The 23,062-nt window shown below is 72.1% G+C and carries 22 protein-coding genes; 9 read left to right on the top strand and 13 right to left on the bottom strand.

Annotation, left to right across the window (positions count from 1 at the left end; genetic code table 11):
- The 4 genes from ACFWGP_RS02580 (at nt 1) to ACFWGP_RS02565 (ending at nt 4,452) form a co-directional block, all read left to right on the top strand.
- Nucleotides 1-1,266 (top strand): hypothetical protein, encoded by a 1,266-nt coding sequence (locus ACFWGP_RS02580; RefSeq protein WP_231429412.1) that lies wholly within the window; start codon nt 1-3, stop codon nt 1,264-1,266.
- A complete protein-coding gene (locus tag ACFWGP_RS02575) occupies nt 1,263-1,712 on the top strand; it encodes a hypothetical protein (RefSeq protein ID WP_231429409.1) in 450 nt (149 codons plus the stop codon). Before ACFWGP_RS02580 ends, ACFWGP_RS02575 begins: the two co-directional genes overlap by 4 nt.
- A gap of 242 nt (nt 1,713-1,954) precedes the next feature.
- On the top strand, nt 1,955-2,839 hold the full coding sequence (locus ACFWGP_RS02570; RefSeq protein WP_376930065.1) for a serine protein kinase RIO: 885 nt from the start codon (nt 1,955-1,957) through the stop codon (nt 2,837-2,839).
- A 167-nt stretch (nt 2,840-3,006) separates the two neighbouring features.
- On the top strand, nt 3,007-4,452 hold the full coding sequence (locus tag ACFWGP_RS02565; protein ID WP_374201075.1) for an MFS transporter: 1,446 nt from the start codon (nt 3,007-3,009) through the stop codon (nt 4,450-4,452).
- Between the two features lie 18 nt (nt 4,453-4,470).
- On the opposite strand, the gene ACFWGP_RS02560 is transcribed toward ACFWGP_RS02565, so the two are convergent.
- The 3 genes from ACFWGP_RS02560 to ACFWGP_RS02550 form a co-directional block, all read right to left on the bottom strand.
- On the bottom strand, nt 4,471-5,070 hold the full coding sequence (locus ACFWGP_RS02560) for an RNA polymerase sigma factor (RefSeq protein WP_231429406.1): 600 nt from the start codon (nt 5,068-5,070) through the stop codon (nt 4,471-4,473).
- Nucleotides 5,071-5,389: 319 nt separating this feature from the next.
- A complete protein-coding gene (locus ACFWGP_RS02555) occupies nt 5,390-7,606 on the bottom strand; it encodes an AAA family ATPase (protein ID WP_376930064.1) in 2,217 nt (738 codons plus the stop codon).
- 72 nt (nt 7,607-7,678) lie between these two features.
- On the bottom strand, nt 7,679-8,308 hold the full coding sequence (locus ACFWGP_RS02550) for a MarR family winged helix-turn-helix transcriptional regulator (protein ID WP_231429392.1): 630 nt from the start codon (nt 8,306-8,308) through the stop codon (nt 7,679-7,681).
- A 74-nt stretch (nt 8,309-8,382) separates the two neighbouring features.
- On the opposite strand from ACFWGP_RS02550, the gene ACFWGP_RS02545 reads away from it, so the two are divergent.
- Nucleotides 8,383-9,054, top strand: coding sequence for a hypothetical protein (locus tag ACFWGP_RS02545; RefSeq protein ID WP_231429389.1), 672 nt, complete (start codon nt 8,383-8,385; stop codon nt 9,052-9,054).
- A gap of 214 nt (nt 9,055-9,268) precedes the next feature.
- Nucleotides 9,269-11,185 (top strand): substrate-binding domain-containing protein, encoded by a 1,917-nt coding sequence (locus ACFWGP_RS02540; protein ID WP_376930063.1) that lies wholly within the window; start codon nt 9,269-9,271, stop codon nt 11,183-11,185.
- 25 nt (nt 11,186-11,210) lie between these two features.
- Here the strand turns inward: ACFWGP_RS02540 and ACFWGP_RS02535 are convergent, their stop codons facing one another.
- From ACFWGP_RS02535 to ACFWGP_RS02515, 5 genes are all read right to left on the bottom strand, one after another.
- Nucleotides 11,211-11,783 carry a carboxymuconolactone decarboxylase family protein gene (locus tag ACFWGP_RS02535; protein WP_376930062.1) on the bottom strand — a complete coding sequence of 191 codons (573 nt, stop codon included), beginning with the start codon at nt 11,781-11,783 and terminating at the stop codon, nt 11,211-11,213.
- Between the two features lie 227 nt (nt 11,784-12,010).
- On the bottom strand, nt 12,011-12,811 hold the full coding sequence (locus ACFWGP_RS02530; RefSeq protein WP_231429383.1) for an ABC transporter permease: 801 nt from the start codon (nt 12,809-12,811) through the stop codon (nt 12,011-12,013).
- Between the two features lie 9 nt (nt 12,812-12,820).
- Nucleotides 12,821-13,723 (bottom strand): ABC transporter permease, encoded by a 903-nt coding sequence (locus ACFWGP_RS02525; protein ID WP_231429382.1) that lies wholly within the window; start codon nt 13,721-13,723, stop codon nt 12,821-12,823.
- Complete coding sequence (locus ACFWGP_RS02520; RefSeq protein WP_231429379.1) at nt 13,723-14,910, bottom strand: ABC transporter substrate-binding protein; 1,188 nt, start codon at nt 14,908-14,910, stop codon at nt 13,723-13,725. Before ACFWGP_RS02520 ends, ACFWGP_RS02525 begins: the two co-directional genes overlap by 1 nt.
- 93 nt (nt 14,911-15,003) lie before the next feature.
- Complete coding sequence (locus ACFWGP_RS02515) at nt 15,004-16,098, bottom strand: ABC transporter ATP-binding protein (RefSeq protein ID WP_231429378.1); 1,095 nt, start codon at nt 16,096-16,098, stop codon at nt 15,004-15,006.
- 154 nt (nt 16,099-16,252) lie between these two features.
- Here ACFWGP_RS02515 and ACFWGP_RS02510 point away from each other — a divergent pair, with 154 nt between their 5' ends.
- The 3 genes from ACFWGP_RS02510 (at nt 16,253) to ACFWGP_RS02500 (ending at nt 18,962) form a co-directional block, all read left to right on the top strand.
- Nucleotides 16,253-17,020 (top strand): FadR/GntR family transcriptional regulator, encoded by a 768-nt coding sequence (locus tag ACFWGP_RS02510; RefSeq protein WP_376930061.1) that lies wholly within the window; start codon nt 16,253-16,255, stop codon nt 17,018-17,020.
- 51 nt (nt 17,021-17,071) lie between these two features.
- Nucleotides 17,072-17,857: a cache domain-containing protein gene (locus tag ACFWGP_RS02505; RefSeq protein ID WP_376930060.1), complete on the top strand. Its 786-nt coding sequence runs from the start codon at nt 17,072-17,074 to the stop codon at nt 17,855-17,857.
- Nucleotides 17,858-18,227: 370 nt separating this feature from the next.
- Nucleotides 18,228-18,962, top strand: coding sequence for a sirohydrochlorin chelatase (locus ACFWGP_RS02500; RefSeq protein ID WP_376930059.1), 735 nt, complete (start codon nt 18,228-18,230; stop codon nt 18,960-18,962).
- A 48-nt stretch (nt 18,963-19,010) separates the two neighbouring features.
- On the opposite strand, the gene ACFWGP_RS02495 is transcribed toward ACFWGP_RS02500, so the two are convergent.
- The 5 genes from ACFWGP_RS02495 to ACFWGP_RS02475 all read right to left on the bottom strand — a co-directional run bounded on the left by ACFWGP_RS02495 (nt 19,011) and on the right by ACFWGP_RS02475 (nt 23,046).
- Nucleotides 19,011-19,535: a hypothetical protein gene (locus ACFWGP_RS02495; protein WP_376930058.1), complete on the bottom strand. Its 525-nt coding sequence runs from the start codon at nt 19,533-19,535 to the stop codon at nt 19,011-19,013.
- 95 nt (nt 19,536-19,630) lie between these two features.
- Nucleotides 19,631-20,218, bottom strand: a complete 588-nt coding sequence (locus tag ACFWGP_RS02490; protein WP_376930057.1) for a hypothetical protein — start codon at nt 20,216-20,218, stop codon at nt 19,631-19,633.
- Nucleotides 20,202-21,008, bottom strand: coding sequence for a prolipoprotein diacylglyceryl transferase (locus ACFWGP_RS02485; RefSeq protein WP_376930056.1), 807 nt, complete (start codon nt 21,006-21,008; stop codon nt 20,202-20,204). The genes ACFWGP_RS02490 and ACFWGP_RS02485 overlap by 17 nt, the downstream gene beginning before the upstream one ends.
- A gap of 4 nt (nt 21,009-21,012) precedes the next feature.
- A complete protein-coding gene (locus tag ACFWGP_RS02480) occupies nt 21,013-21,357 on the bottom strand; it encodes a hypothetical protein (RefSeq protein WP_376930055.1) in 345 nt (114 codons plus the stop codon).
- Between the two features lie 39 nt (nt 21,358-21,396).
- Nucleotides 21,397-23,046 carry a radical SAM protein gene (locus ACFWGP_RS02475; protein ID WP_376930054.1) on the bottom strand — a complete coding sequence of 550 codons (1,650 nt, stop codon included), beginning with the start codon at nt 23,044-23,046 and terminating at the stop codon, nt 21,397-21,399.
- Nucleotides 23,047-23,062: the final 16 nt, after the last annotated feature.

Genomic DNA, 23,062 nt, shown 5'->3' with positions numbered 1-23,062 from the left:
ATGCCTCGAGCACGTCCCTCCCGCGGCCTCGCCGTCGCCGGCGATGCGCTGCTGACCGTCGCTGCGGCGGCGGGGGCGCTGTGCCTCGTGCTCGTCATCGCGGCGGTGAGCCTGGGCGTGGGAATCGTGCTGTTCCGCACGGGCTCGATGAGTCCGACGATCCCGGCCGGCTCCGCGGCCGTCGTGCGCGAGGTGCCCGCCTCGTCGCTCGCGGTCGGCGACGTCGTCACGGTCGATCGTCCCGGCCGGCTGCCGGTCACGCACCGCGTCGTCGCGATCGACGACGGCGTCCGGCCGTCGACCCGCTCGCTGACCCTTCGGGGCGATGCGAACCCCGTCGACGACCCGGCGCCGTACGACGTCGCGACCGCCCGCATCGTGCTGTTCTCGGTGCCCGGCGCCGCACCGGTGATCGCCGCCCTGGGCGACGCGCGCGTGCTCGGCGGGCTCACCCTGGGGGCGACGGCGCTCGTCGTGTGGGCGTTCTGGCCACGTCGCCCCCGAGGCCCCTCCGCGCCTTCACCCGGGGCATCGCGACCCGATGCCCTGCCCGGGGCAGCACCGCGCCACCGCCGCGGCACGGCGACGGGTGCGAGCGCCCTCGGACTCGGCCTCGTCGCCGTCTCGATCGGCACCGCTGTCTTCGGCTCCGCCGCCCCGGCTCGCGCGGGCGTCGGGGTCACCGCCGACGAGACGGTGGTGCAGGGCGAGGTGATCCGGCTCGTCTCGGTCGGCGACGCCCAGGCGATGGCCAGCATGGCGCCCGGCGAGACGGTGGTCTGGGAGGTCGGCGTGTCGGCGCAGGCGCCGGAGCGCGGCACGATCGCGGTGACCCTGAGCGGCACCGGATCGCCGTCCCTCGGACTCGTCGGCGACGTCGCCTGGTGCGCCGAGCGTTGGACCGCGGCGGGCTGCGGGGCACCGACGACCGTCGCCGACGGCCTCGAGCTGCCCGTCGACGGGCAGCGGCTGCCGCTTCTCACGATGTCGAGCGACGACGAGCGATGGCTGCGCTTCGAGGTGCGCATGGCGCCGTCGGCCGGTCCCCCGGCCGGGCTCGCCACGCTCGTCGTGCGTGCGACCGGCAGTGGCGACGAGGCGAGCATCGGCCCACCGGGCAGCGGGGCGCACGACGGCCTCGCCGGCACCGGCACGGTCGCGGCGCCGGTGATCGCCGTCGTCGCCGCGCTCGCGCTGGGCGGCGCCGCGCTCCTGGCCGGATCGCGCCGCCGTCGCCGATCCGCCGGACACGGGGCGACCCGATGAGGCGCGGACGGCTCCGCATCGTCGTGGCCGCGGCGGCGGTCGCGGCATCCGCCGCCCTGATCGGCACCGCGCAGCCGACCGAGGCCGCGTGGAACGACGGCGAGCGCGCGACGGGGACGTTCGCCTCGGGCAGCGTCGCCGCCGTCACGCAGATGACCTGCACGGCGGGACTCCTGCAGCCCGTGACGTTCAACTGGACCGCGCCGGCGGGCGGGCTCACCCGCACCGGGTACCGCTGGACGGTCACGGGCGGTCTCGCGGGCTCGGGCACGCTCGCCGCCGGCGCCACCTCGCTCCAGCTCACGAACGGCCTGCTCGGCATCGGCTCGGGCACCTTCTCGCTCTTCGCCGTTGGGCCCGGCGGGTGGGAGTCGGCGGCGAAGACCGGCTCGCTCTCGTTCACGACCGTCGTGGTCAACGTGAACTCGACCTGTTCGGTTCCGTAGGACGGAATGCTGGACGGGCGACCCGATCCGCCCTAGACTGCCGAAGCTGCGTCCATCACCGGGCGCCGGCCCCGGAGCATCCGGGTGAAGGAGAGGAGACGACCATGGCTGTCTTCGTCATGCACCTCGACATCCCTTCATCCTGCGAGGCCGCCCTCAGCCGCTGATCCGCGGCGGTGGCCTCCGCGTCCTTCGGAGAAACCACCTTGCATCTGACGTCGTCACTCGACGAGACCGCTGTCGTGCGTTCCATCGTGAACTCGCGCACGGACCTTCCCGCCTTCACGACCCCGCGCTTCGACGCGGGCGACCTCGCCTTCCAGGACATCGAGCCCGGCGAGGACCAGCGCTGGTCGACCTGGCCCGCGACCACCCCGTCGGAACGCGGCCCCGAGCCGCGACCCGACTGGCTCGTCACCTCCGCCGCCGCGATCGACACCGAGCTCGGCGTCGTCAAGAGCGGCAAGGAGGCCGACCTCTTCCTCATCGAACGCGCCGTGCCGGGTGCCGACGCCGCGGTCACCGGCAACGCCGTGCTGCTCGCGGCCAAGCGGTATCGCGGCGCGGAGCACAGCGACTTCCACCGGTCGCAGGTCTACACCGAGGGCCGCGGCACCCGCCGCAGCCGCGACGCCCGCGCCGTCGCGAAGGGCACCTCGTTCGGCCGCGAGGTCGCGAAGGTGCAGTGGGCCTACGCCGAGTTCGAGGCGCTCTCGCGGCTCACCGAACTCGGCGCGGCCGTTCCGTACCCCGTGCAGGTCGCGGGCACCGAGGTGCTCATGGAGTTCATCGGCGACGCGCACGGCGTCGCGGCGCCTCGGCTCGCCCAGGTGCGCGCGACGCCCGGCGAGCTCCGCGAGCTGTTCCACCAGATCGTCGACTTCATGCACACGCTCGCCGCCGGCGGGCTCGCGCACGGCGACCTCTCGCCCTACAACCTGCTCGTGCACGACGGCCGGATCGTGGTGATCGACCTGCCGCAGGTCGTCGACCTCGTGTCGAACCCGCAGGGCTTCGACCTGCTGCACCGCGACTGCGTCAACGTGTGCTCGTGGTTCACCCGCCAGCGCCTCGAGTGCGACCCCGAGGAGCTGTTCGGCGAACTCGTCGGCATGGTCGCGATGTGAGCGGGAGCGCGGTTCAGGATGCCTCGGCCGGGGCATCCTGAACGCGAGACGCGCCCGCAGCGTGCATCGGCGCCGCCTCGCGATACAGTGCACTCGATCGACGCGGATCGGCCCCGGCCGGCGCGCGCCGTCACCACCCGTTCACCGGACGCCGGGAGACTGCCCACATGACCGACCCGAACCACGACGCCCCCGCGTCGCCCGACGCCGCGCCGTCCCCGTCGTACGGTGCGCCGGCCGCCCCGCCGGCGACCGCGCAGAGCGGGGCGATCCGCGTGATGGGCCTGCAGATGCAGGAGGGGCGGCGCATCCCGCGCGGCCAGGTGTTCTCGTGGGCGCTGTGGGACTGGGCGACGCAGCCCTTCAACTCGGTCATCCTCACGTTCGTGTTCACCGCGCTCTACCTCACGAGCGACGTCTTCCTCGATCCCGCGGTCGCGGAACTCGGCGAAGGCGACCCGGCGTACGAGCGCGGGCTCGCCGACCTCGCCTCGGGCCTCGGCTGGGCGATCACGGTCGCCGGCGTCCTCATCGCGGTGCTCGCGCCGGTGCTCGGTCAGCGCGCCGATGTCGCGGGCCGTCGAAAGCTCTGGCTCGGCGGCGCCACCGCGCTGCTGGTGGCCTGCATGGTCGGGCTGTTCTTCGTGCAGGGCTCCCCCGCCTATTTCCTGCTCGGCGTCTCGCTCATCGCCGCGGGAACGGTGTTCAGCGAGATCGCGGGCGTCAACTACAACGCGATGCTCGTGCAGGTCTCGACGCCGAAGACGGTCGGCAAGGTCTCCGGGCTCGGCTGGGGTCTCGGCTACATCGGCGGCATCGTCGCGCTCGTACTCGTGGTCGTCGCGACGAGCTTCGACTGGTGGGGCATGCCGACCGACAACGGCCTCGCGTTCCGCGTGATCGCGCTCGGCTGCGCCGTGTGGACGCTGCTCTTCGCGTGGCCCGTGCTCGTCTACGTGCCGGAGGCGCCGCCCGCCCCGCGGGCCGAACGGGTGTCGTTCTGGCGCAGCTACGTGGTACTCGCGAAGGACATCGCAGCGCTGTGGCGCGACTCACGACCGACGTTCTGGTTCCTGCTCGCGAGCGCGGTGTTCCGCGACGGCCTGGCCGGGGTGTTCGCGTTCGGAGCCGTCATCGCCGCAGTGGCGTTCCACTTCTCGTCGAACGACGTCATGATCTTCGGCATCGCCGCGAACCTGCTCGCGGGCGTCTCGACCATCGTCGCGGGCCGATTCGACGACCGGTTCGGTCCCCGCGCGGTCATCCTCACCGCGCTCGGCGGGATCATCGTCGCCGGGTCGATGGTCTTCTTCCTGCACGACGCGGGCAAGCTCGTCTTCTGGATCTTCGGCCTCGCACTCACCCTCTTCGTGGGGCCCGCCCAGGCGGCGTCGCGGTCGTTCCTCGCGCGGGTCACCCCCGCCGGCCGCGAGAGCGAGATCTTCGGTCTCTACGCCACGACGGGGCGCGCGGCGAGCTTCCTCTCGCCGATGCTCTGGTCGGCGTTCATCCTGCTGTTCGGCGCGACGTACTGGGGCGTGCTCGGCATCATCCTCGTGGTCGTCGCCGGCTTCGTGCTCATGCTCTGGGTGAAGGTGCCGACGCAGCGCTGAGCGGGTCGGCGCCCGCAGCTACGCGACCCGACCGGCCGGCTCGGCCGTCGCCGCGTACGCCCGGCGGAACCCGTGCACCGCCCTGAAGCGGAGCGCGGAGACGGCGTTCGAGTTCATGCCGAGCGCCGTCGCGATCTCCCGCGGCGGGAGACCCTCGACGTCTCCGAGCCACAGCACGCGCTGCCAGGTGTCGGGAAGCGACTGGAAGACCCGCACGGCCGACGAGCGGTCGGCCGCGTCGTCGACGCCGGCGAAGAGGTCCTCGGCGACGAGGAGGTCGTCGTAGCCGTCCATCGTGACGACGGGCACGGCGCGACGGGCCCACTCCATCGAGAGGTTCCGCATGACGGCTCGGAGATATGCGCGCGCGGCCGTCTCCGGCCCCCGCCCGTTCCTGATCGCCTGCAACAGCCGGACGAACGCCTCGGACACCAGCTCATCGGCCTCGAACCGGGTCGTCATCGTGCGGGCCCATCGGCAGAGCGGCCCGTGGTGGCGGCGCCACAGCGCCGCGAAGGCCTCGTCGTCACCGCCCCGGGTCCGCTGCAGCAGTTCGCGGTCGGTCGGTTCGGTCGGTGCGGCGCCGGCGGCGCAGGCGGGTGGGAGTTGCGGCGACATTCGGGTTACCTCGGCATCCGTCTCGGGTAAGGCTCGACAGTGCCCTCGAAGCAACCTCCCGCCCCGAGGTACCGAGCAAGCTACCGAGCGGGCTGCGACGCGCCATCCCACATATCGTGCGAAGCCGGATTCCGCGGATCCTGCGTAAGGATCGCCGCGACCGCGACTCCTTAACCGATAGAACCGGATGCGTCGGGCATCGGGTTCCAGGTCTGGGTCGGGTAGCCCGGCCGACGGTCAGATCCCTGACCGTGAGGGGGTCGCTGCGATTCGGGTTCGCGGCGGCCCCCGTTCTTCAGCTCATGCCCGAGCCACCCGCTCAGGCCCCCAGCAGGCCGAGCGCCATCGCCCGGTCGACGGCGGCGCCCCGCGTCGTGACCTGCAGCTTGCGGTAGATCGAGGCCGTCTCGGAGCTCACGGTGTTCCGCGACAGGTACAGCCGCTGGCCGATCTCGGCGAGCGTCAGGTGCGTCTGCAGGTACGGGAGCAGCCTGAGCTCCGCGGGTGTGAGGGGCGTCAGCCGGCTGCCCGCCACTGAGGCCATGTCGAGCCGCTCTCGAAGCGAGCGCACCTGATCGCCCAGCCGCCCGAGGCGCGGCCGGTGGACCTCGATTCCGGAGATCTCCTCCACCGACTGCGCCGACCCGTCGCGATCGCCCGACGCGAGCAGCGCCTTCGCGATGTGCAGGCGCACGCGGACGGCGATGAACGGGAGCACGTAGGTGCTGAGCGCTCGCGTCCGCATCGCCTGCGCCAGGCGTTCCCGCGCCTTCGCTTCGTCGCCCTGGTGGAGGGCGACTCGAGCTCCGACGGCCCACGCGAGGGAGGCGATCGCGTAGTCCTCGATGTGTCCCTCCTCGACGGCTCGCAACGCGACGACGACGCGCGAGGCGGCATCGTCCCAGCGCCCGTCCTCGATCGCGATGCCGGCGCGCTCCGACTCGACGAGGGCGAGGCGCACGAAGTTCCGACGCCGGGTCGCGATCTCCGAAGCCTCCGCGAATGCTCGATCAGCTTCCTCGGTGCGCCCCTCGAGCAGGCACATCTCGCCGAACAGGCACAACGCGAGATCGCGCCAGGAACTCCACACCGGCACGGTCTGGAGGGCGGTCATCGCGTCCGACATCCCCGTGTCGGGACCGTCGCGGAGCATCGCCACCGCGAGCAGCGCACGGCCGCCGACGAACGGCAGGTCGACGCCGTCGGGATCCTCGCCCGGGTCGAGCCGCCCGAGGAGGTCGGCCCACCGCTCGGCCCCGGCCACGTCCCCGTTGAGCACCGCCGTCCAGGCGGCGAGGACGGCGAGCGGCGGGATGGTCTCGATCACCTCGTCGCCAACGAGGTCCATCCAACGGCTGACCGTCGAGAACCGCCCGCTCTGGTACCCGGGAAGTGCCGCCTGCGTCAGGAGCCGCGCCGAGCGGCCACGATCGCCGGCGGCGAGCGCGTGCTCGATCGCGCGCGCCGGGTCACCGCTCGCGCCGAACCAATCCGCGGCGCGGAGGTGGAGCGGGGCCACGAGCGCAGGGTCCCGCCGCCGGAGTTCGGCGAGCAGGAACTCCCGGAAGAGCTCGTGGTAGCGGAACCAGCCGGTGCGACGACGGTCCAGCGGGATCAGGAACGCGCTGCGCTCCTCCAGCGTGCGGAGCATGGCCTGCGAGTCCGACCGGCCGAGCAGCGCGTCGCAGAGGGGGCCCGACATCCTGGTCAGCACCGAGGTCCGGACGAGGAAGTCCTGCACCTCGACCGGGACCTTCTCGAGCAGCTCCCGGTAGAGGTAGTCGTGCACGAACCGGTCCTCGCCGGTGATCGCGAGCACGTCGCCCTCGTAGCGGGCGACGAGCGCGGCGAGGACGAGCCCGCTCGCCCAGCCCTCCGTTCGCGCGACGAGCTCGGCGAGCTCCTCGTCGCTCGCGTCGACCTGCTCGCGCCGGAAGATCACCGCAGCAGCGGCGACGTCGAGGCCGAGCTGCGCGGTCGTGATCTCGTGGAGCCGCCCGTCGACGCGCCGCCGGGCGGCGTACGGCTGTTCGTGCCGGCTCGTGACGACGCACTGGGAACCGGCTGGTACGCCGTCGAGCACCACATCGAGCACGTCGTGACAGGCAGGGGAGGACAGCACGTGCAGGTCGTCGATGACGAGCAGGAACGGGGCGTCCGCGCGGGCGAGCACGGAGGCGAGGAGCGGTGCCGAACGGCTGAGCGCCGAGCCCTCCTGCCAGCGCATCCGCCCGATCGCCTCCGAGCTCGACGGCGAGATCCGCTCGAACGCCGCCGCGATGAGCGCGAGGAGCGCTGCCGGGTCGTCGTCGAGGCTGTCGAGCGAGACCCACGCGACGCGCCGTTCCTCCGAATCGGCCCATTCGGCGACGAGCGTCGACTTCCCGTACCCGGCCGGGGCGGTCACCGCCACGTGCGTGCGGCCGCTCTCGCGCGCGGCGCGGATGAGCTCCCGCCGACTCGCCTGGCCCCGTCGCATCGGCGGTGGCGTCACCTTCGTGTCGTACAGGTACTCCAGAACGTCTGTCTGCTCCAACGGCTCCCCCGAACGGCGTTCTGCTCCGCCTAGCTCGAATGCTATTGGCCGGGGTCGCCTCGCCGTGCGGAATCAGGTCGTGCGACCGCCATCGGGCGTGTCGCGGGGCCAGGCTGCCACGAAGCGCGACAGCAGCCGGGCGAATTCGGCGGCCTCGGCGGGCGTGAAGCCCGCGAGCGCGGTCTCGACCGCGCCGCGGCGCGTGTCGCGTGCTCCCGCGAGCACGCGACGGCCTGCCGCGGTGAGCACGATCGCGCTGCGCCGCGCGTCCGACGGATCGACCTCGCGACGGGCGTGACCCGCCTCGACCGCGGCCTGCACGAGCCGGCTGGCGCGCGGCTGGTCGACCCCGATCGCGTCGGCGAGCTGGCCGACCGACGGCGGCTGCGGCGCCGCCTCGAGCGCATCGAGCAGCCGGAACCTCGCGGCCTGCGCGAGCCCCGGGCCGCCTCGCCCTCGGCGCGGTGCCTCCGCCGGGGCATCCCCGTGGTGGTGGCCGTGATGCCCGTGCCGGTCGGCCTGCAGGCCGTGACCGTGATGCGGGCCGCCGTGCTCGCCGCGGCGCTGGAGCCGGCCTCGACCCTGGTCGCGGCGCATCGCCACGAGCGCGGCCTCGACGGCCGCCACGGGGTCGGATGCCTCGGGCCCGCCGTCTCCCGCACCCGGACGGTCGCCGGGCGGGACTTGACGCGCATCATTCATGTATGTCATTGTACATATACATGTCATGAGACATGCAATCGAGCGACGCACCTGCGTCACGGAAGGAACCACCCTTGAACATCCCTGAGAACACCGAGACCCCCATCCCCGCCGAGCGGCCGATCGGGTACTGGCTGCGCGTCGTCGACCGCAAGCTCGACGACGCGATGCGAGACCTCTTCGCCGACGAGGGCATCACGCGCCGCGACTGGCGACGGCTCAACCTCATCGCCGGCACCGTCGACGATGCACGGCTGCGTCGCAAGATCACCGCCCACCCCGAACGGCTCGCACCGCTCGTCGCCCGCGGCTGGGTCACCGACGAGCCGGGCGCGCCGCGACTCACCGAGGAGGGCGAGGTCTCGTACGCCGCGCTCCGCGAGCGCGTCGCCGAACTGCGCTCGCGCGTCGCCGGCGCCGTCGCGCCCGACGACTACCGCACCACCCTCGCGACGCTCGAGGCGGTCGCCCGCGAGCTCGGCTGGCAGGAGGGCGAGCGGATGCCTCGCCGTCGTCATCACGGCGACGCCCGCCGCGGCCACTCGCACGGGCGCGCCGCGCACGATGACCGTGACCGGAGGCACCACGGGCACGCGCACCACGGGCACGGGCACGAAGGGCACGCGCACGGGCACGAGGGGCGCGCGCACCACGGACACGAGCACGGCCACCACCATGCTCACCACGGGAACGAACACCACGGGCATCGGGATCGCACGCGCGTCCACCAGCACCCCGGCCGGTGAACGAGCGGTACGGCGTCCGAGCCGTGGGGGTCGGGGGCGCGCCGTTGGCCGCGCGGCCGCCGCAGGATAGGATCGCCTGACCCCCTACCCACCCCCAGGACGCAACGATGCCCGACGAAGCCGTCACCTGCGCGCCGGAGCCGGCCCTCCACCGTGCCGCGCGAACCAGCCGAAGCACGCTCGCACCGCGACGAAGCGCGCGAGGTCGCCGCCGATGAGCAGCGACGACCCGACTCGCCGCGACCGCTCCGAGGTGCGGCATCGCCATCGCCTGCAGCGGCAGCGGCAGCGCCGCATGTGGGTGATCGCCGGCGCGAGCCTCGTGCTGGTCCTCCTCGGCGGCGGTGTCGCGACCGCCGTCGTGCTCACGGCCCAGGGCGCCGACCCGTCCGGTCCGACGCCGTTCGCGTCGACGACCGCCGAGCCCGGCGTCTTCCCGGCCGACCAGCCCTCCGCCGTCGACGGCAAGAAGCCGTGCATCGCGCTCACGGTGCTCTCGTCGAACGAGAACGCCGAGCTCATCGCCCGCCTCGTCGACGGCTACAACGCGCAGCCGCGCAGCGTCGACGGGCGCTGCGTCGACGCGACCGTGACGAAGCAGACCTCGAGCACCGCGGCGACCGCTGCGGCCGGCGGCTTCCCCGGCACCGCCGCCGACGACAAGCCGACCGTCTGGGTGCCCGACGCGAGCTCCTGGCTCGCCGTCGCCCAGGACTCGGGCGGCGCGGCGAACGTGCCGACCGAGGGCACGAGCATCGGCTCCTCCGCGATCGTGCTCGCGATGCCGCAGCCGCTCGCCGATGCGATCGGCTGGAGCGAGACGCGCCCGACGTGGAACGACGTCTTCAACGCCGCCCGTGACGACGCCACGTGGAGCTGGCTCAGCCACCCCGAGTGGGGCACCTTCAAGCTCGGCAAGACGAGCCCGCTGATGGCGAGCTCGGGCCAGGCGGCGATGCTCGCGGAGTTCGGCAGCGAGGCGGGCTCGGTCGCCGAGCTCACGACGAGCCAGATCCGCGACCCCGAGGTCATGGACGCCGTCCGGCAGGACGAACTCGCGACGAGCCACTACATGGCCACGCCCGAGCGCTTCCTCGCGCAGGCGCGGCTCTCCGAGAAGGAGGGCTCGATCGCCGACTTCCTCTCGGGTGTCATCGTCGATGAGAAGACCGTCTGGGACTACAACCGCGGCATCACGAGCCCCGACGGCGTGAGTCGCACCGAGTCGACGCCGCCCGGCGAGCGGCTGGTGCCGATCTACCCGAGCGACGGCTACTACGTCGCCGACAACCCCTTCACCGTGCTGGCCGGGCCCTGGGTCGACGCATCCGAGAAGGAGGCGGCCGCCGACCTGCTCCGGTTCGCGGGCACGAAGCAGGGGCAGCAGATCGTGCGCGCCTCGGGCTACCACGACCTCAACGGGGAGCTCGACCCCGTCGTCAGCGAGGTCGGGCTTCTCCCCGAGCGGCCGTCGGGCGCGCTCGCGTTCCCCGGCCGGGAGATGCTCGCCGCGATCGACAGCACCTTCCCCGACGTGCGCAAGCGCGCCGAGGTCCTGTTCCTGGTCGACGTGTCGGGCTCGATGGAGGAGAAGATCGCGACCGGCGACACCAAGCTCGCCGCCGCGAAGGCCGCCATCGAGAAGGCCCTCGGCCACTTCACCAAGGGCGACAACATCGGCCTCGCCGCGTTCAGCGCCGTCGACGACGGCCCGATCACGCCCGGCCTCGTGAGCCCCGTCGCCGACGCTCGCACCGAGCGGACGAAGTTCCTCGAGGCGCTCGGCGGGCTCAAGCCCATCGAGTTCACGCCGCTCTACGCCGCGGTCGACAGCTTCGCGAAGGAACGCGCCGAGGCGTGGGACCCCGAGCGCATCAACGCGATCGTGCTGCTCAGCGACGGCAAGAACGAGACGCTCGGTCCCGGCACGACGACGAAGAAGCAGATGCTCGCCGACCTCGAGCGCATGCACGACGACACGCCCGTGCTGGTCTTCACCCTCGCCTACGGCGCGAACGCCGACACTGCGAGCCTGCGCGAGATCTCGACCGCCACGGGCGCGCAGTTCTACGACGCCACCGACCCGACGAAGGTCGCCGACGTGCTCGGCGAGCTGGTCACGAGCTTCTGACCGTCGGGCGGGGCGTCGCCCCTCCTCAGCGCGGATCGAGCGCGGCCCGCACGGCCGGGCCGAGCATCGGCGGCGCGTCGATGTCGACGGCGAGCGCCTGCAGCGCGCTTCCGAAGTACACCCGCGCCGACGCGGCGATCGTGATGTCGACGATCTCGCGATCGCCGAAGCCGGCCTCGCGCAGCGCGAGCGCATCGGCCTCGGTCATCGCCGACGCGTCGCGGCCGACCTGCTCGGCGTACGCCATCATCGCGACCTCGTCGTCGGCGAGCCCCGCGTCGCGATAGTCGCGGGCGATCCGCTCGAGCTGCGCCTCGTCGAAGAGTCCCTTCGAGAGCACCTTCGCGCCGTGCGCGAGCCGGCAGTGTGCCGACCCGGTGCCGCGCGCCGCCGCGAGCGTGACGAGCTCGTACCGTCGAAGGCCGAGCGTCGGCACGACCGAGCGGATCAACTGCTCGAAGGCGTGCAGCGCCTCGGGGTTCATCGCCATCGCCGCGGTGTGCGGCGCGACGTAGCCGAGCTCGTCGACGTCGTCGGCGTAGATCGCGGCGACGGCGCCGGTCGCGTCGGCTTCGGGCACGGTGCGGATGATCGTCATCGATCGCCCCTCTCGGGTCACGAGTCGCCGGTCGCTCCGGCTGGCTCATGCTGGCATGCCCGCGGCGCCGCCGCCATCACCGCGGCGGAGCCGGTGGAGCGCATTGCGCGCCCGGCCGAGGCATCCACCCCCGTTCAGGAGATGGAGCGCTGCTCAGGACGCGTTCCCCCTGGTGGGTCCTGAGCAGCGTCCCATCTCCTGAACCGGCGAAGACGAACGGGTATGCCTCAGCGCCGGCGTTCCTCCGCGCCGGAGAGACGCTGGGCGATGTAGATCGGGATGATCGACACGACGACGAGCACCACGGCGATGACCGAGACGATCGGCGCCTGGGCCGGCCGGAACATGTTGTTGAGGATGAAGATCGGCAGCGTCGTCACGCCGGACCCCGCCGTGAACGTCGTCACGATGATCTCGTCGAAGCTCAGCGCGAAGGCGAGCAGGCCGCCGGCGAGCAGCGCCGAGCGCAGCTGCGGGAAGGTCACGAGCCGGAACGTCGTCCAGATGCCGGCGCCGAGGTCTGCCGAGGCCTCCTCGAAGCTCGTGCCGAGCCGGCGCAGCCGCGCGATCACGTTGTTGAACACCGTCACGATGCAGAACGTGGCATGGGCGATCACGACCGTCCAGATCGAGAGCGGAACGCCCATGATCGTGCGGAAGAAGTTGTTCAGCGCGATACCGGTGATGATGCCGGGCAGCGCGATCGGCAGGATCACGAGCAGGCTGATCGCCTCGCGCCCGAAGAACTCGAAGCGCTGCAGCGCGAGCGAGATCAGGGTGCCGAGCACCAGCGAGACCGCCGTCGCGACGAGCGCGATGCCGACGCTCGTGCCGACCGCCTCGAGCGCGCCCTCGCTCTGGAACGCCTTGCCCCACCACTCGAGCGTGAAGCCGGGAGGCGGCCAGTTCAGCGACGTCGAGGTCGAGAACGAGTTCACGAGCACGACGAAGAGCGGCACGTAGACGACCACGAGGATCAGCGCGGTGACGACGCCGAGCACCGTCCGAGACAGGCGAGACAGACGCATCCTGAGCCCCTAGAGGTTGTCGAGCGCGCCGGTGCGGCGCACGAGGAAGAGGTAGCCGAAGATGATCACGATCGGGATGAGCGCGATCGCGGCGGCGAGCGGCAGGTTGTTGGCGGCGCCGACGTTCGTGTACACGAGGTTTCCGAGCATCTGGCTGGTGCCGCCGACGATGTTGACCGTGATGTAGTCGCCGAGCGACAGCGAGAAGCTGAAGATCGTGCCGGCGATGATGGCCGGCAGCGCGAGCGGCAGCACGACGAGCCGCAGCGTCGGCCAGGTCCTGCCTCCGAGGTCGCCCGAGGCTTCGAGCAGCGAGTCTGGCACGCGCTCGAGCCCCGCGTAGATGGGCAGGATCACGTACGGCAGCCACAGGTAGCTCAGCGTGATGATCGTCGCGGGCAGGCCGTAGCCCGGCGTGTGACCGCCGAACGGCGAGACGAGCCACTCGAGGATGCCGTCCTGCGAGAGCACCGACCGCCAGGCGTACGCCTTCACGAGGTACGACGCCCAGAGCGGGGTGAGCACCATGATGAGCAGCACCCGCTGCATGCGCGGGGTCGCGACCTTCGCCATGAAGAACGCGATCGGCAGTGCGAGGGCGACGTCGATCACCGTCACCGCGAGCGCGACGCCGATCGTGCGCAGCGTCACGGTCTGATACAGCGAGCCGGTCACGACCTCGACGATGTTGTCGAGCGTGAACTCGGTGGTGATCTCGCCCGTGAAGCTGTCGACCGACCAGAACGCCGTGACGAGCAGCAGCACGAGCGCGACGATATAGACGACGCCGAGCCAGAACAGCGGGGCGCTGAGCAGCAGCGCGAGCCGCGCCCGGGGGTGCGCGCTGAGGAAGGCGGAGCCCGCCCGCGCCGCACTGCGACGCGGGGCGGGCACCGCACGGGTGGCCGTCATCAGCCCTTGATCTCCTGCCAGGCCGAGGTCCAGGCGGCGTAGTCGGTGCACTTCACATCGGTGCGGCCGTCGACGCAGTCCTCGATCGGGGTGGTCCAGTACCAGATCTGCGACGCGTAGTCGGCGTCACCGGCGTGGTACGCCTCGCAGTCCTCGCGGAACTCGCACGCGGCGTCGCTCGAGGGCGCCTCGCCGAAGTACGACGTGGCCGCGGCGTTCGCCTCGGGGCTGGAGATGTAGTCGAGCCACGCATACGCGCAGTTCGGGTTCTTCGCCTCCGACGAGATCATCCACGTGTCGGACCAGCCGGTCGCACCCTCTTCTGCGGGCAGCGTGACCGCGGTCTTGCCGCCCTCGCCCTCGAGCACGTTCTGGATGACCTGCCAGCTCGTGCCGACGACGGTGTCGCCGGTCTGGAACGACTGCACCTCCTTCAGGTAGTCGCTCCAGTACTCGCCGATGTTCTCGCGCTGCTGCTTGAGCAGGTCGACGGCGGCCGCGAGCTGCTCCTCGTCGAGGGCGTAGGGGTTCTCGATGCCGAGGTCGGGCTCGTGCGCCATGAGGTACAGGGCGGCGTCGGCGATGTAGATCGGCGAGTCGTAGGCCGTGACCTTGCCGGCGTAGTCGCCCGACTTGTCGAACACGACGTCCCACGAGGTGGGCTCCTCGGTGATCACGTCGGTGTTGTACATCAGCAGGTTCGCGCCGTACCCGTGCGGCACGCCGTAGTTGACCCCGTCGACGGTGTTCCACGCCTGGTCCTTCAGGAAGTCGTAGATGCCGTCGTAGTTCTCGAGCAGGTCGGTGTTGACCGGAGCCACGTCGCCGCCGGCGACGAGCCGCAGCGAGGCGTCGCCCGACGCCGAGACGACGTCGTACTCGCCGGTCTTCATGAGGTTGAGCGCCTCGTCGGAGGTGCCGAAGGTCTTCGTGGTGACCTCGCAGCCGGTCTGCTCCTCGAACGGCGTGACCCAGTCGACGGCCGGGTCGTTCGACCCGTCCTCGACGTAGCCCGGCCACGCGAGGATCGAGATCTGGCCCTCGGTCTCGCCGAGCTCGGTCGCGGCCTCGTTGTCACCGCCGCCGCCACCGCCGCCGCCCGACGTGCCGCAGGCGGTCAGCAGCGCGACCGAGGCGAGCGCGAGCCCGACGGTTGCGCCTCGTCGCGCATTCCGCATCCGCATCATGGTTCTCTCCTGTTTCTCTTGGTGGTTGTGTGTCAGTTGCCGTGCATTCCGTCGGTCGAGGAGCACGAAGCGCCGATCGAGACCACGGATGGCTCATCCGGAGATGCCCGGGAACACCGAGCCGACCGCGGCGGTCGGGGTCGGGTTCTGCGGACCGACGGCGGCTCCGTCGACTGCGACGACGTCGTCGTCGTGCCACGAGACGACGACCCGGTCGCCGTGCTCGTCGTCGCGCGCGCGACCCCGCACGTTCTGCTCGAGCACGCTCACCCGCGGACCCGCGTCGAGGTCGACGACGAGCCGTACGCCGCTGCCGAGGTAGATGGCCTCGACGACCGTGCCGGCGGCGTTGCGCACGCCCTCGCCCGACTGGCCGGCGGTCGAGACCGTCATCTTCTCGGGACGCACCGAGTGGTGGCCCTCGCGCTCGAGCAGCGCGAGCGAGTGCTCGGGGCCGAACAGGTTCGAGGTGCCGACGAAGTCGGCGACGAACCGCGAGACCGGCCGTTCGTAGAGCTCGGCGGGCGTGCCGAGCTGCTCGATGCGACCCGCGTTGAACACGGCGATGCGATCGGAGAGGGTCAGCGCCTCCTCCTGGTCGTGCGTCACGAAGATGAAGGTGATGCCGAGCTCGCGCTGGATCTGCTTGAGCTCGACCTGCATCTGCTCGCGGAGCTTGAGGTCGAGCGCCCCGAGCGGTTCGTCGAGCAGCAGCACCTTCGGCTCGACGACGGTGGCCCGTGCCAGGGCGACGCGCTGGCGCTGGCCGCCCGAGAGCTGGGACGGCTTGCGATCGGCCATCTGCTCGAGGCGTACGCTCGCGAGTGCGCGACGCGCCCGCTCGTTGCGCTCCTTCTTGCCGAGGCCCCGCACCCGGAGGCCGTAGGCGACGTTGTCGAGCACGCTCATGTGCGGGAACAGCGCGTAGTCCTGGAACACGGTGTTCACGTCGCGGTCGAACGGCGCGCGCTTCGTGACCTCCTCGCCGAAGAGCTCGATCGTGCCGTCGGTGGGTTGTTCGAACCCGGCGATGAGCCGCAGCACCGTGGTCTTGCCCGAGCCCGACGGGCCCAGCATCGAGAAGAACTCGCCCGCGGCGATCTCGAGGTCGACATGGTCGACCGCGGTGACGGCACCGAACTCCTTCGTGAGCCCGGTGAGCCGGATCGCCGGCTGTGCTTCGGTCATGACATCTCCTTCGATGCATTCCTGACGTGTCGCTGCCAAACATCTGGAACCAGATGTTCGTCGGTTTCAAATCATATGACTCCAGATGTAAATGTCCAGCCCCTCGTGTTACGGTCGTGTCACAGATCTGCACGAGGGCGAACGGGAGGGCCGGATGCCTCAGGCCACCGGCCGCGCCGATGCCACGCACGCGGTCGTCTTCTCGCCGCTCGACGGCGCCGGTCGCGCCGAGCTCGTCGAGCAGCGCCTCACCGACGCGATCGTCGCGGGCGTCCTGCGCGACGGAGAACGCCTGCCGAGCGAGTCGGAGCTCGCGAAGCGCCTCGGCGTCGCCGTCGTCACCGCCCGCGAAGCACTCGTCGCCCTCCGCGACAAGGGGCTCGTGCTCACCCGCCGCGGCCGCGACGGCGGCAGTTTCGTCACGCACGACCGCGACGCCGCCGCGCGCATGCTCGACGCCCGGGTGCGCGCGCTCAGCCGCATCGAACTGCGCGATCTCTCGCTGCACTACGCCGCGATCGCCGGCATGGCGGCCGAGGTCGCCGCCGACCGCGCGAGCGACGACGACCTGACGAGCCTCGCCGACATCGATGCGCGCGCCGACCTCACGAGCGCGGGCGGGGCACGCCGCGCGATCGGCCGCTTCCAGCTCGAGATCGCGGCGGTCAGCCAGTCGCCCCGCCTCGTGCACGAGGAGCTGCGACTGCAGGCCGAAGCGGGACCGCTGCTCTGGCTGTGCATGCGCGAACAGGCGTATCGTGACCGCAGCAGGCAGGCGCGCCTCGAGGTGATCGAGGCGATCCGCGCCGTCGACGCCACCGGCGCCCGCCGGGCGACGACCGACCACATCGCCACGGCCGTCGAATGGCTCATCGACGAGAAGGCCCGGCTCGAGGCATCCCCCCTCGAGGTGGCCGAGTAGCGCGAAGCGCGTATCGAGACCCCGCCCCCACCCACAGAAAGGACCGAGGCCATGACCGTCACCGTCGACGTCGCAGCCCTCCGCATCGCGGAGCGCATCGCCTCGACCATCGACCCCGTCTTCGCCATGATCGACGACTGGCGGACGCGACTCGAGGCGAGCCTCGCCGCGATGCCCGAACCGAGCGCCGCCTCCTTCGACCCCGTCGTCGCCGAGCTCGTGGGCGAGCCGCTCGAACGAGCGGGCAGTCTCATCACCGGCGCGGGCTTCGTCGCCGCGCCCGGCTACCTCGCCGATGCGCCTTGGCACCTCGAATGGTGGCTGAGCGGTGCGAACACGTTCGGCACGGGGGCGGGCCTGCGGCGCCTCGACGCGGTGAGCGACCCCGACTCCGAGCAGTTCCGCGACTACACGGGCCTCGAGTGGTGGCGCGTGCCGGCTCGCACGGGCACCCGGCACCTCACCGGCCCGTACGTCGACTACCTGTGCACCGACGACTACACGGTGACGATCACCGTGCCGGTCGCGGTCGGCGGCACCATGGTCGGCCTCGTGGGCACCGACCTCTACGTGGCGAGCCTCGAACGCGAACTCCTGCCCGTGCTGCGCGAGTCGGGGCATCCGTGCACGCTCGTGAACGCCTCGGGCCGCATCGTGACCTCGACCGACCCGCGCCGCGCGACCGGCGCCCTGCTACGGCTCGACGGCCTCGCCGAGGCGCTCGCGCCGCTCCGCGAACGCGAGGGCGCGGCGTCCGCCGAGAGTGCCGAGCTGCCCGACGGCGCGATCGTGGTGCCGTGCGGCGACACGTCGCTCGCGCTCGTGTTCGAGTCGTAGGCCACGGTGGCTGCGGCTGCGGCTGCGGCTGCGGCTGCGGCTGCGGCTGCGGCTGCGGCTGCGGCTGCGGCTGCGGCTGCGGCTGCGCGAATGTAGGAACTTCTCCCGACCCGCCGGTGGCGCAGCCGCCGGACGCGGCGTGTCGCGCAGAAGTTCCTACAGTTCGTCGTGGCCGCGATCGGCGCTCACGACGACGACGAACACCTTCCTCGAGTCGAGGGGCGCCGTCGACATCCCCGACCCGCTGGCAGACGAGCCGTCGCGGCCCGCGCCGACTCGCCGAGGCCCGCCTCGCCGACGGCCGTCTCGGAACTGGTCGCCCGGCGCAACACGAAACACGTGCGCAACCCCGGTCTGCGACGATGGCACGATGACGGCGTCCGCTCCCGCCCTCGTGGGCATCTCGCACGGCACCTCGTCGCCCGAAGGGCGGCGGGCGGTGCGCGCGCTGCACGACGCGGTCGCCGAGGCGCTCGGCACGAGGCATCCGGATGCTGCACCGTCGGCCCGCCTCGGACACGTCGACGTCGAGCAGCCCGACGTGCCCGCGACCCTCGCCTCGCTCGCGCCGGGCGAGCCCGCCGTCGTCGTGCCGCTCCTGCTGTCGGCGGGGTATCACGTGCACGTCGACCTGACCGAGGCGGTCGAGGCGGCCGCCGACCGGCGCGTCGCACTCGCGGGAGCCCTCGGGCCCGACGACCGGCTCGCGACCGTGCTCGCCCGCCGCCTCGCCGAGGCCGGCGTTCGCGACGACGACGCGGTCGTGCTCTCGGTCGCGGGCTCGAGCGATTGGCGCGCGGTGCGCGACTGCCACGACATGCGCGAGCGGCTCGCCGCGGCGACGGGGCGCGACATCGGGCTCGGGTTCCTCTCGGCGGCCGAACCGCTGCTGTCGGCGGCCGTCGAGCAGGCGAGGGCGGATGCCTCGGGCGCGCGCGTCGTCGTCGCGAGCTACCTGCTCGCGCCCGGCTACTTCCAGGACCTCGCCGAGACCGCCGGCGCCGACGTCGTCACCGACCCGCTGCTCGTGCCCGATGCGGCGCCGCCCGCCGAGCTCGTCGAGATCGTGCTCGACCGCTACGACGCCGCACTCGGCGCTCGCTGAGGTGGCTTCGAGAGGACCCGGAGCGCAGCGGGCGTCTCGAGACCCCGCTCAGCCCCCCTGTCCGGGAAGGGCGGAGATCGAGATCGTCGAGCCGGCGGCGTCGCAGGCCTCGGCCAGCTCGGCCATCGCCGTCTGGAACTCTCCGGCCGGGGAGTCGAGCCCACCGTCCGACACCACGCGCTGCACGTACTTCACCGCCGGGGTGACGTCGGTGTCGCCCGCGACGAGCAAGGTCCAGGCGTCGTGGAGTGCCGCGACGCGCGACTCGTACCCGGCGTCGTCGATGAGGCCCTCTCCGTGCTCCCATTCGGAGCGGTACCGGATGCCCTCGAACGCGCTCGCCTGACCGCAGAGCAGCGCGGCGTCGGGTGCAGCGGAGAGCGGGGGGTCGGCCGCCGGGGTCGTCTCGGGCGCTGCCGCAGCCGGTGGAGTCGTCGACGTCGTGCACGCGGTCGACGAGAGCGCGATGGCCACGAGCAGGGCGGCAGGCGCCGCCGTGCGACGGGCCGCGGCGCGGAGCGATCGGCGGGTCGGGCGGGCGGGTTCGGGTGCTGCGGTGTCGTTCGGGTGCATGTCGTCTCGTCTCGGGCGTCGTCGGCGGGCGGAACGGAAGTGCGGAACAGGGAGAGCGTAGCCGCACGCTGCACCTGCGGTGCTCGTCGGCGCGATCAGATGCCGACCATGCCGAGGCACGGGCCGAGCACGACGATCCACGCGGCCGCCGCGACGATGAGGATGCCGAGCGCGATGCCGCGCGTCTTCTTGAAGAAGAGCATCACGATCGCGGCGAGTGCGACGAGCACGAACGGCCAGGTGATTCCGAGGAACGTCGGGCCGCCCAGCGCGCTGCTGCCGACGAGCATCGTGGCGAGCATGAGCACGCCCGCGAGCACGTGCGCCCCGCAGCCGATGCCGACCCCGATGCCGATGCCGGCGCCCGTGCTGAGACCGGCCGGGGGCGGTGCGACCGACGGGTCGTAGGGCAGCGGCGTCGGTCCGCCTCCGGGCGGCGGGCCGTACGACGGCGGGGCCGTCGAGCCCGATGGCGGCGGGGGCGGCGGTGGCGGCGGCACCGGGCCGGATGCCGCGGGCGCCGTCGGTCCGCCGACCGCGGGTGCTTCGGCCGCAGGCGGTTCGACGGCCGGCTCTTCAGGCGCCGGCCCTTCAGGCGTGGGCTCTTCAGGCGCCGGCTCTTCAGGCGCCGGCCCTTCAGGCGTGGGCTCTTCAGGCGTGGGCTCTTCAGGATCGGGCACCATCGACGGCCATCCTCTCTCGGTTCGCGGCGAGCCGGCCGCGCGACGCCTTCCAGGCGAGGCGGGCCAGCAGCAGCGGGATCGTGACCAACAGGAACATCTGCGGACGGGTCAGCCCCATCCAGGCGACCTCGTTGCCGCGCACGAACTCCACGAAGAATCGGAAGATCGCGTACGCGGCGATGTAGATCGTGAGCGTCTCGCCCGCGGCGATCGGCTTGTGCCGGAGCCAGAACCACAGCACGACGAACGCGGCGGCCTGGAAGGCGATCTCGTAGACGAAGCTCGGATGCAGCGGCACGCCCGCCGGCCCGCCGACCCGAGCGGCGGCGGCCTCGTCGAGCACGATGCCCCAGCCGGAGCCGGTCGGGGTTCCGGGCAGCTCGGTGAAGAGGCATCCGAACCTGCCGATGGCCATGGCGAGCGCGACCGCGGGGGCGAAGAGGTCGCCGGTGCGCAACGGGTACTTCACGATGCGCTTCGCGACGTGCACGCCGAGCCAGGCGCCGACGAGCGCGCTCAGCACCGAGGCGTTGCCGCGCGTGAGCTGCGTGACGAGGTCGAGGTTCTGCGACGGGTCGAGATGCCGGGCCCACGTGCCGAGCCGCGAGAACAGCGCGGCCCCGGCGAGCGCTCCGAGCACGAGCGCCGCGACCCGCGCGTCGGTCTGCCCGCGGCGGCGGGACTCGATGACGAAGACGAGGCCGGCCGCGAGCATGGCGAGCGCGACGAACACCGAGTGGGTGTCGAGCGGCGGCCCCCAGCCGATCAGATCGGGCAGCGTCGGGAACATGCGCTCAGCTCCAGATCCGGGCCCAGAGCATGACCCAGAACGGCACCGCGGCGAGCGCGAGCACCTCGAGCACGACGAGGTAGGCGAGCACGTTGCGGGTGTCGCCGAGCTTGCACTTCGAGCGCAGGAGCCCCGCCCGGCGGGCCCTGGCGTATCCCGCGATCGCGATGCCCGCGAACACGGCGAGCGAGATCGGGCCGAAGACGCAGGTGATGAGGGCGATCGTCGCGAAGACGCACAGCCGCAACGGGTCGTACGGCGCCGCGGCCGCGGGCGCGCCGACCGTCTCGTCGAAGCGGTTCAGGCCCGAGGGGTCCCAGGTGCCGAAGTCGTCGCCCGTGCTGCTCATGCGCTCACTCCCTCGCCCGTCATGCCGTCGGCCGCCGGCTCACGCCACCGTCACCGGCAGTCGGCGGCGACCGCCTGCCGCACCGGCGCCGCCTGCCGCACCGTCACGAGCGGCGGACGCCCCGGCCGAGCCCGTCGCGGTCGAGATGCGCGTGCGCCCGAGCGGCGCCCACGCCTGCACCGCGCAGAACGGCGCGCACTGGTGCGCCGAGGTCTCTGCGTTCACCGTCGCGACGTGCACGCAGCACTGGGTGAGGCGCTCCTCGATCATCGTGTTGATGTCCATGAAGGGCTTCACCGTGATGCGCTTGACGCGTTCGCCGAGGAACCGCCGCAGCCGCTTGTGCTGCCCCGGAAGCGCCGAGCTCGCGAGCTGGGTGAGGGTGCCGATGCCGAGGTCGCAGCCCGTGCAGATGTCCTTCCACAGCGTCGCGATCGACGGGTGCGACAGCGACGACTGCTCGCTGAGCAGGTCGAGCAGCGACTGCTTCACGCTGTCCTTCAGGGCCTGGTTGATGTTGCTGTCGGCGATGCGGTTCGCGATGAGGTCGGGGTTGAGGTCGAGGAACTCCTTCAACCGGTCGTGGCCGACGAGGGCGGTGAGCGAGTTCCAGGTGCCCGAGTCATCCTTCAGCAGGTAGCCGACCGAGCAGCAGTGCGGATGGCTGCAGGGCAGCGCGGTGAGGTCGCGCCAGGTGACCTCGCCGCCCGTCTGCGCCTCGAGCCGGGCGAGCACGCCCGTGTGCGTGAGCCGGTCGTTCGGGTCGATGCCGGCCGAGCGCCCCGAGCCGAACACGGGCTGGATCGTCACTCCGCCGACGTACGGCGTCGTCATCGCCCGCCGGATCACCGCGCCGATCTCGCCGTCGTTCACGCCGAGCGCGGCGGTCATGGTGAGCGTCGTGAACACGCCCGCCTCCGACAGGCGCTCGAGCGCGCGGTCCTTGAAGCGGCGGATGTCGGCGCCGCGGTGATAGGCCGACGCCTCGGCGCTCTCGCCGTCGAACTGCAGGTACACCTCGACGCGCTCGCGGTGCTTCTTCAGCGTCTCGACGAGGGCGTCGTCCTGCGCGATGCGCAGTCCGTTCGAGTTCAGCAGGATGCGCACGACCGGTCGCGCGACGAGGTGCTCGAGCAGCTGCTCGAGCCATGGGTAGAGGGTCGGCTCGCCGCCCGAGAGCATGAGCACGTCGATGCGGTGGTTCTCGCGAGCGAGCTTCGCGTCGACCGAGGCGAGCACCTCGGCGAGCGGCGCGACCGCGGTCGCCGCCGGCCCCGACTCGGCGAAGCAGGTCGGGCAGCGCAGGTTGCAGTGGTCGGTGAGGTCCTCGAGCAGGATGCACGTGTGCTGCGTCTGCATCTCGGGCAGGCCGTCCTCGTACGCCGACGGCACGGGCTTGAAGTTGCCCGCGAGGTCTGGGGTGTGCACCTTCGTCGGGGCGGTCCACTGCTCGAGGTAGCTCAGGATCTCGGGCGACTCGTCGTACATCGTCGACACGAGCCCGTGCGTGGGGCAGCCGCGCTCGAGCCAGACGCGGTCGTCGCGGATCGCCAGCCAGCCCGAGAGCCGGGCGACGTCGGCGAGCGGTCGCTCGGGGTCCTCCTCGTGGCACCGCGGGCAGAACGCGTTGACGTATCGGTGGATGCGGTGGTCCCGCAGGGGCATTCCGGTACCAGCGGCGGTCGGCATGCGCTCACGATAGCGG

Source organism: Agromyces sp. NPDC127015, from assembly GCF_042725165.1.
GTDB classification, from domain to species: domain Bacteria; phylum Actinomycetota; class Actinomycetes; order Actinomycetales; family Microbacteriaceae; genus Agromyces; species Agromyces chromiiresistens.
Note: the sequence above shows the minus strand (reverse complement) of the source record. Positions and strands in the feature narration are given on the sequence as shown.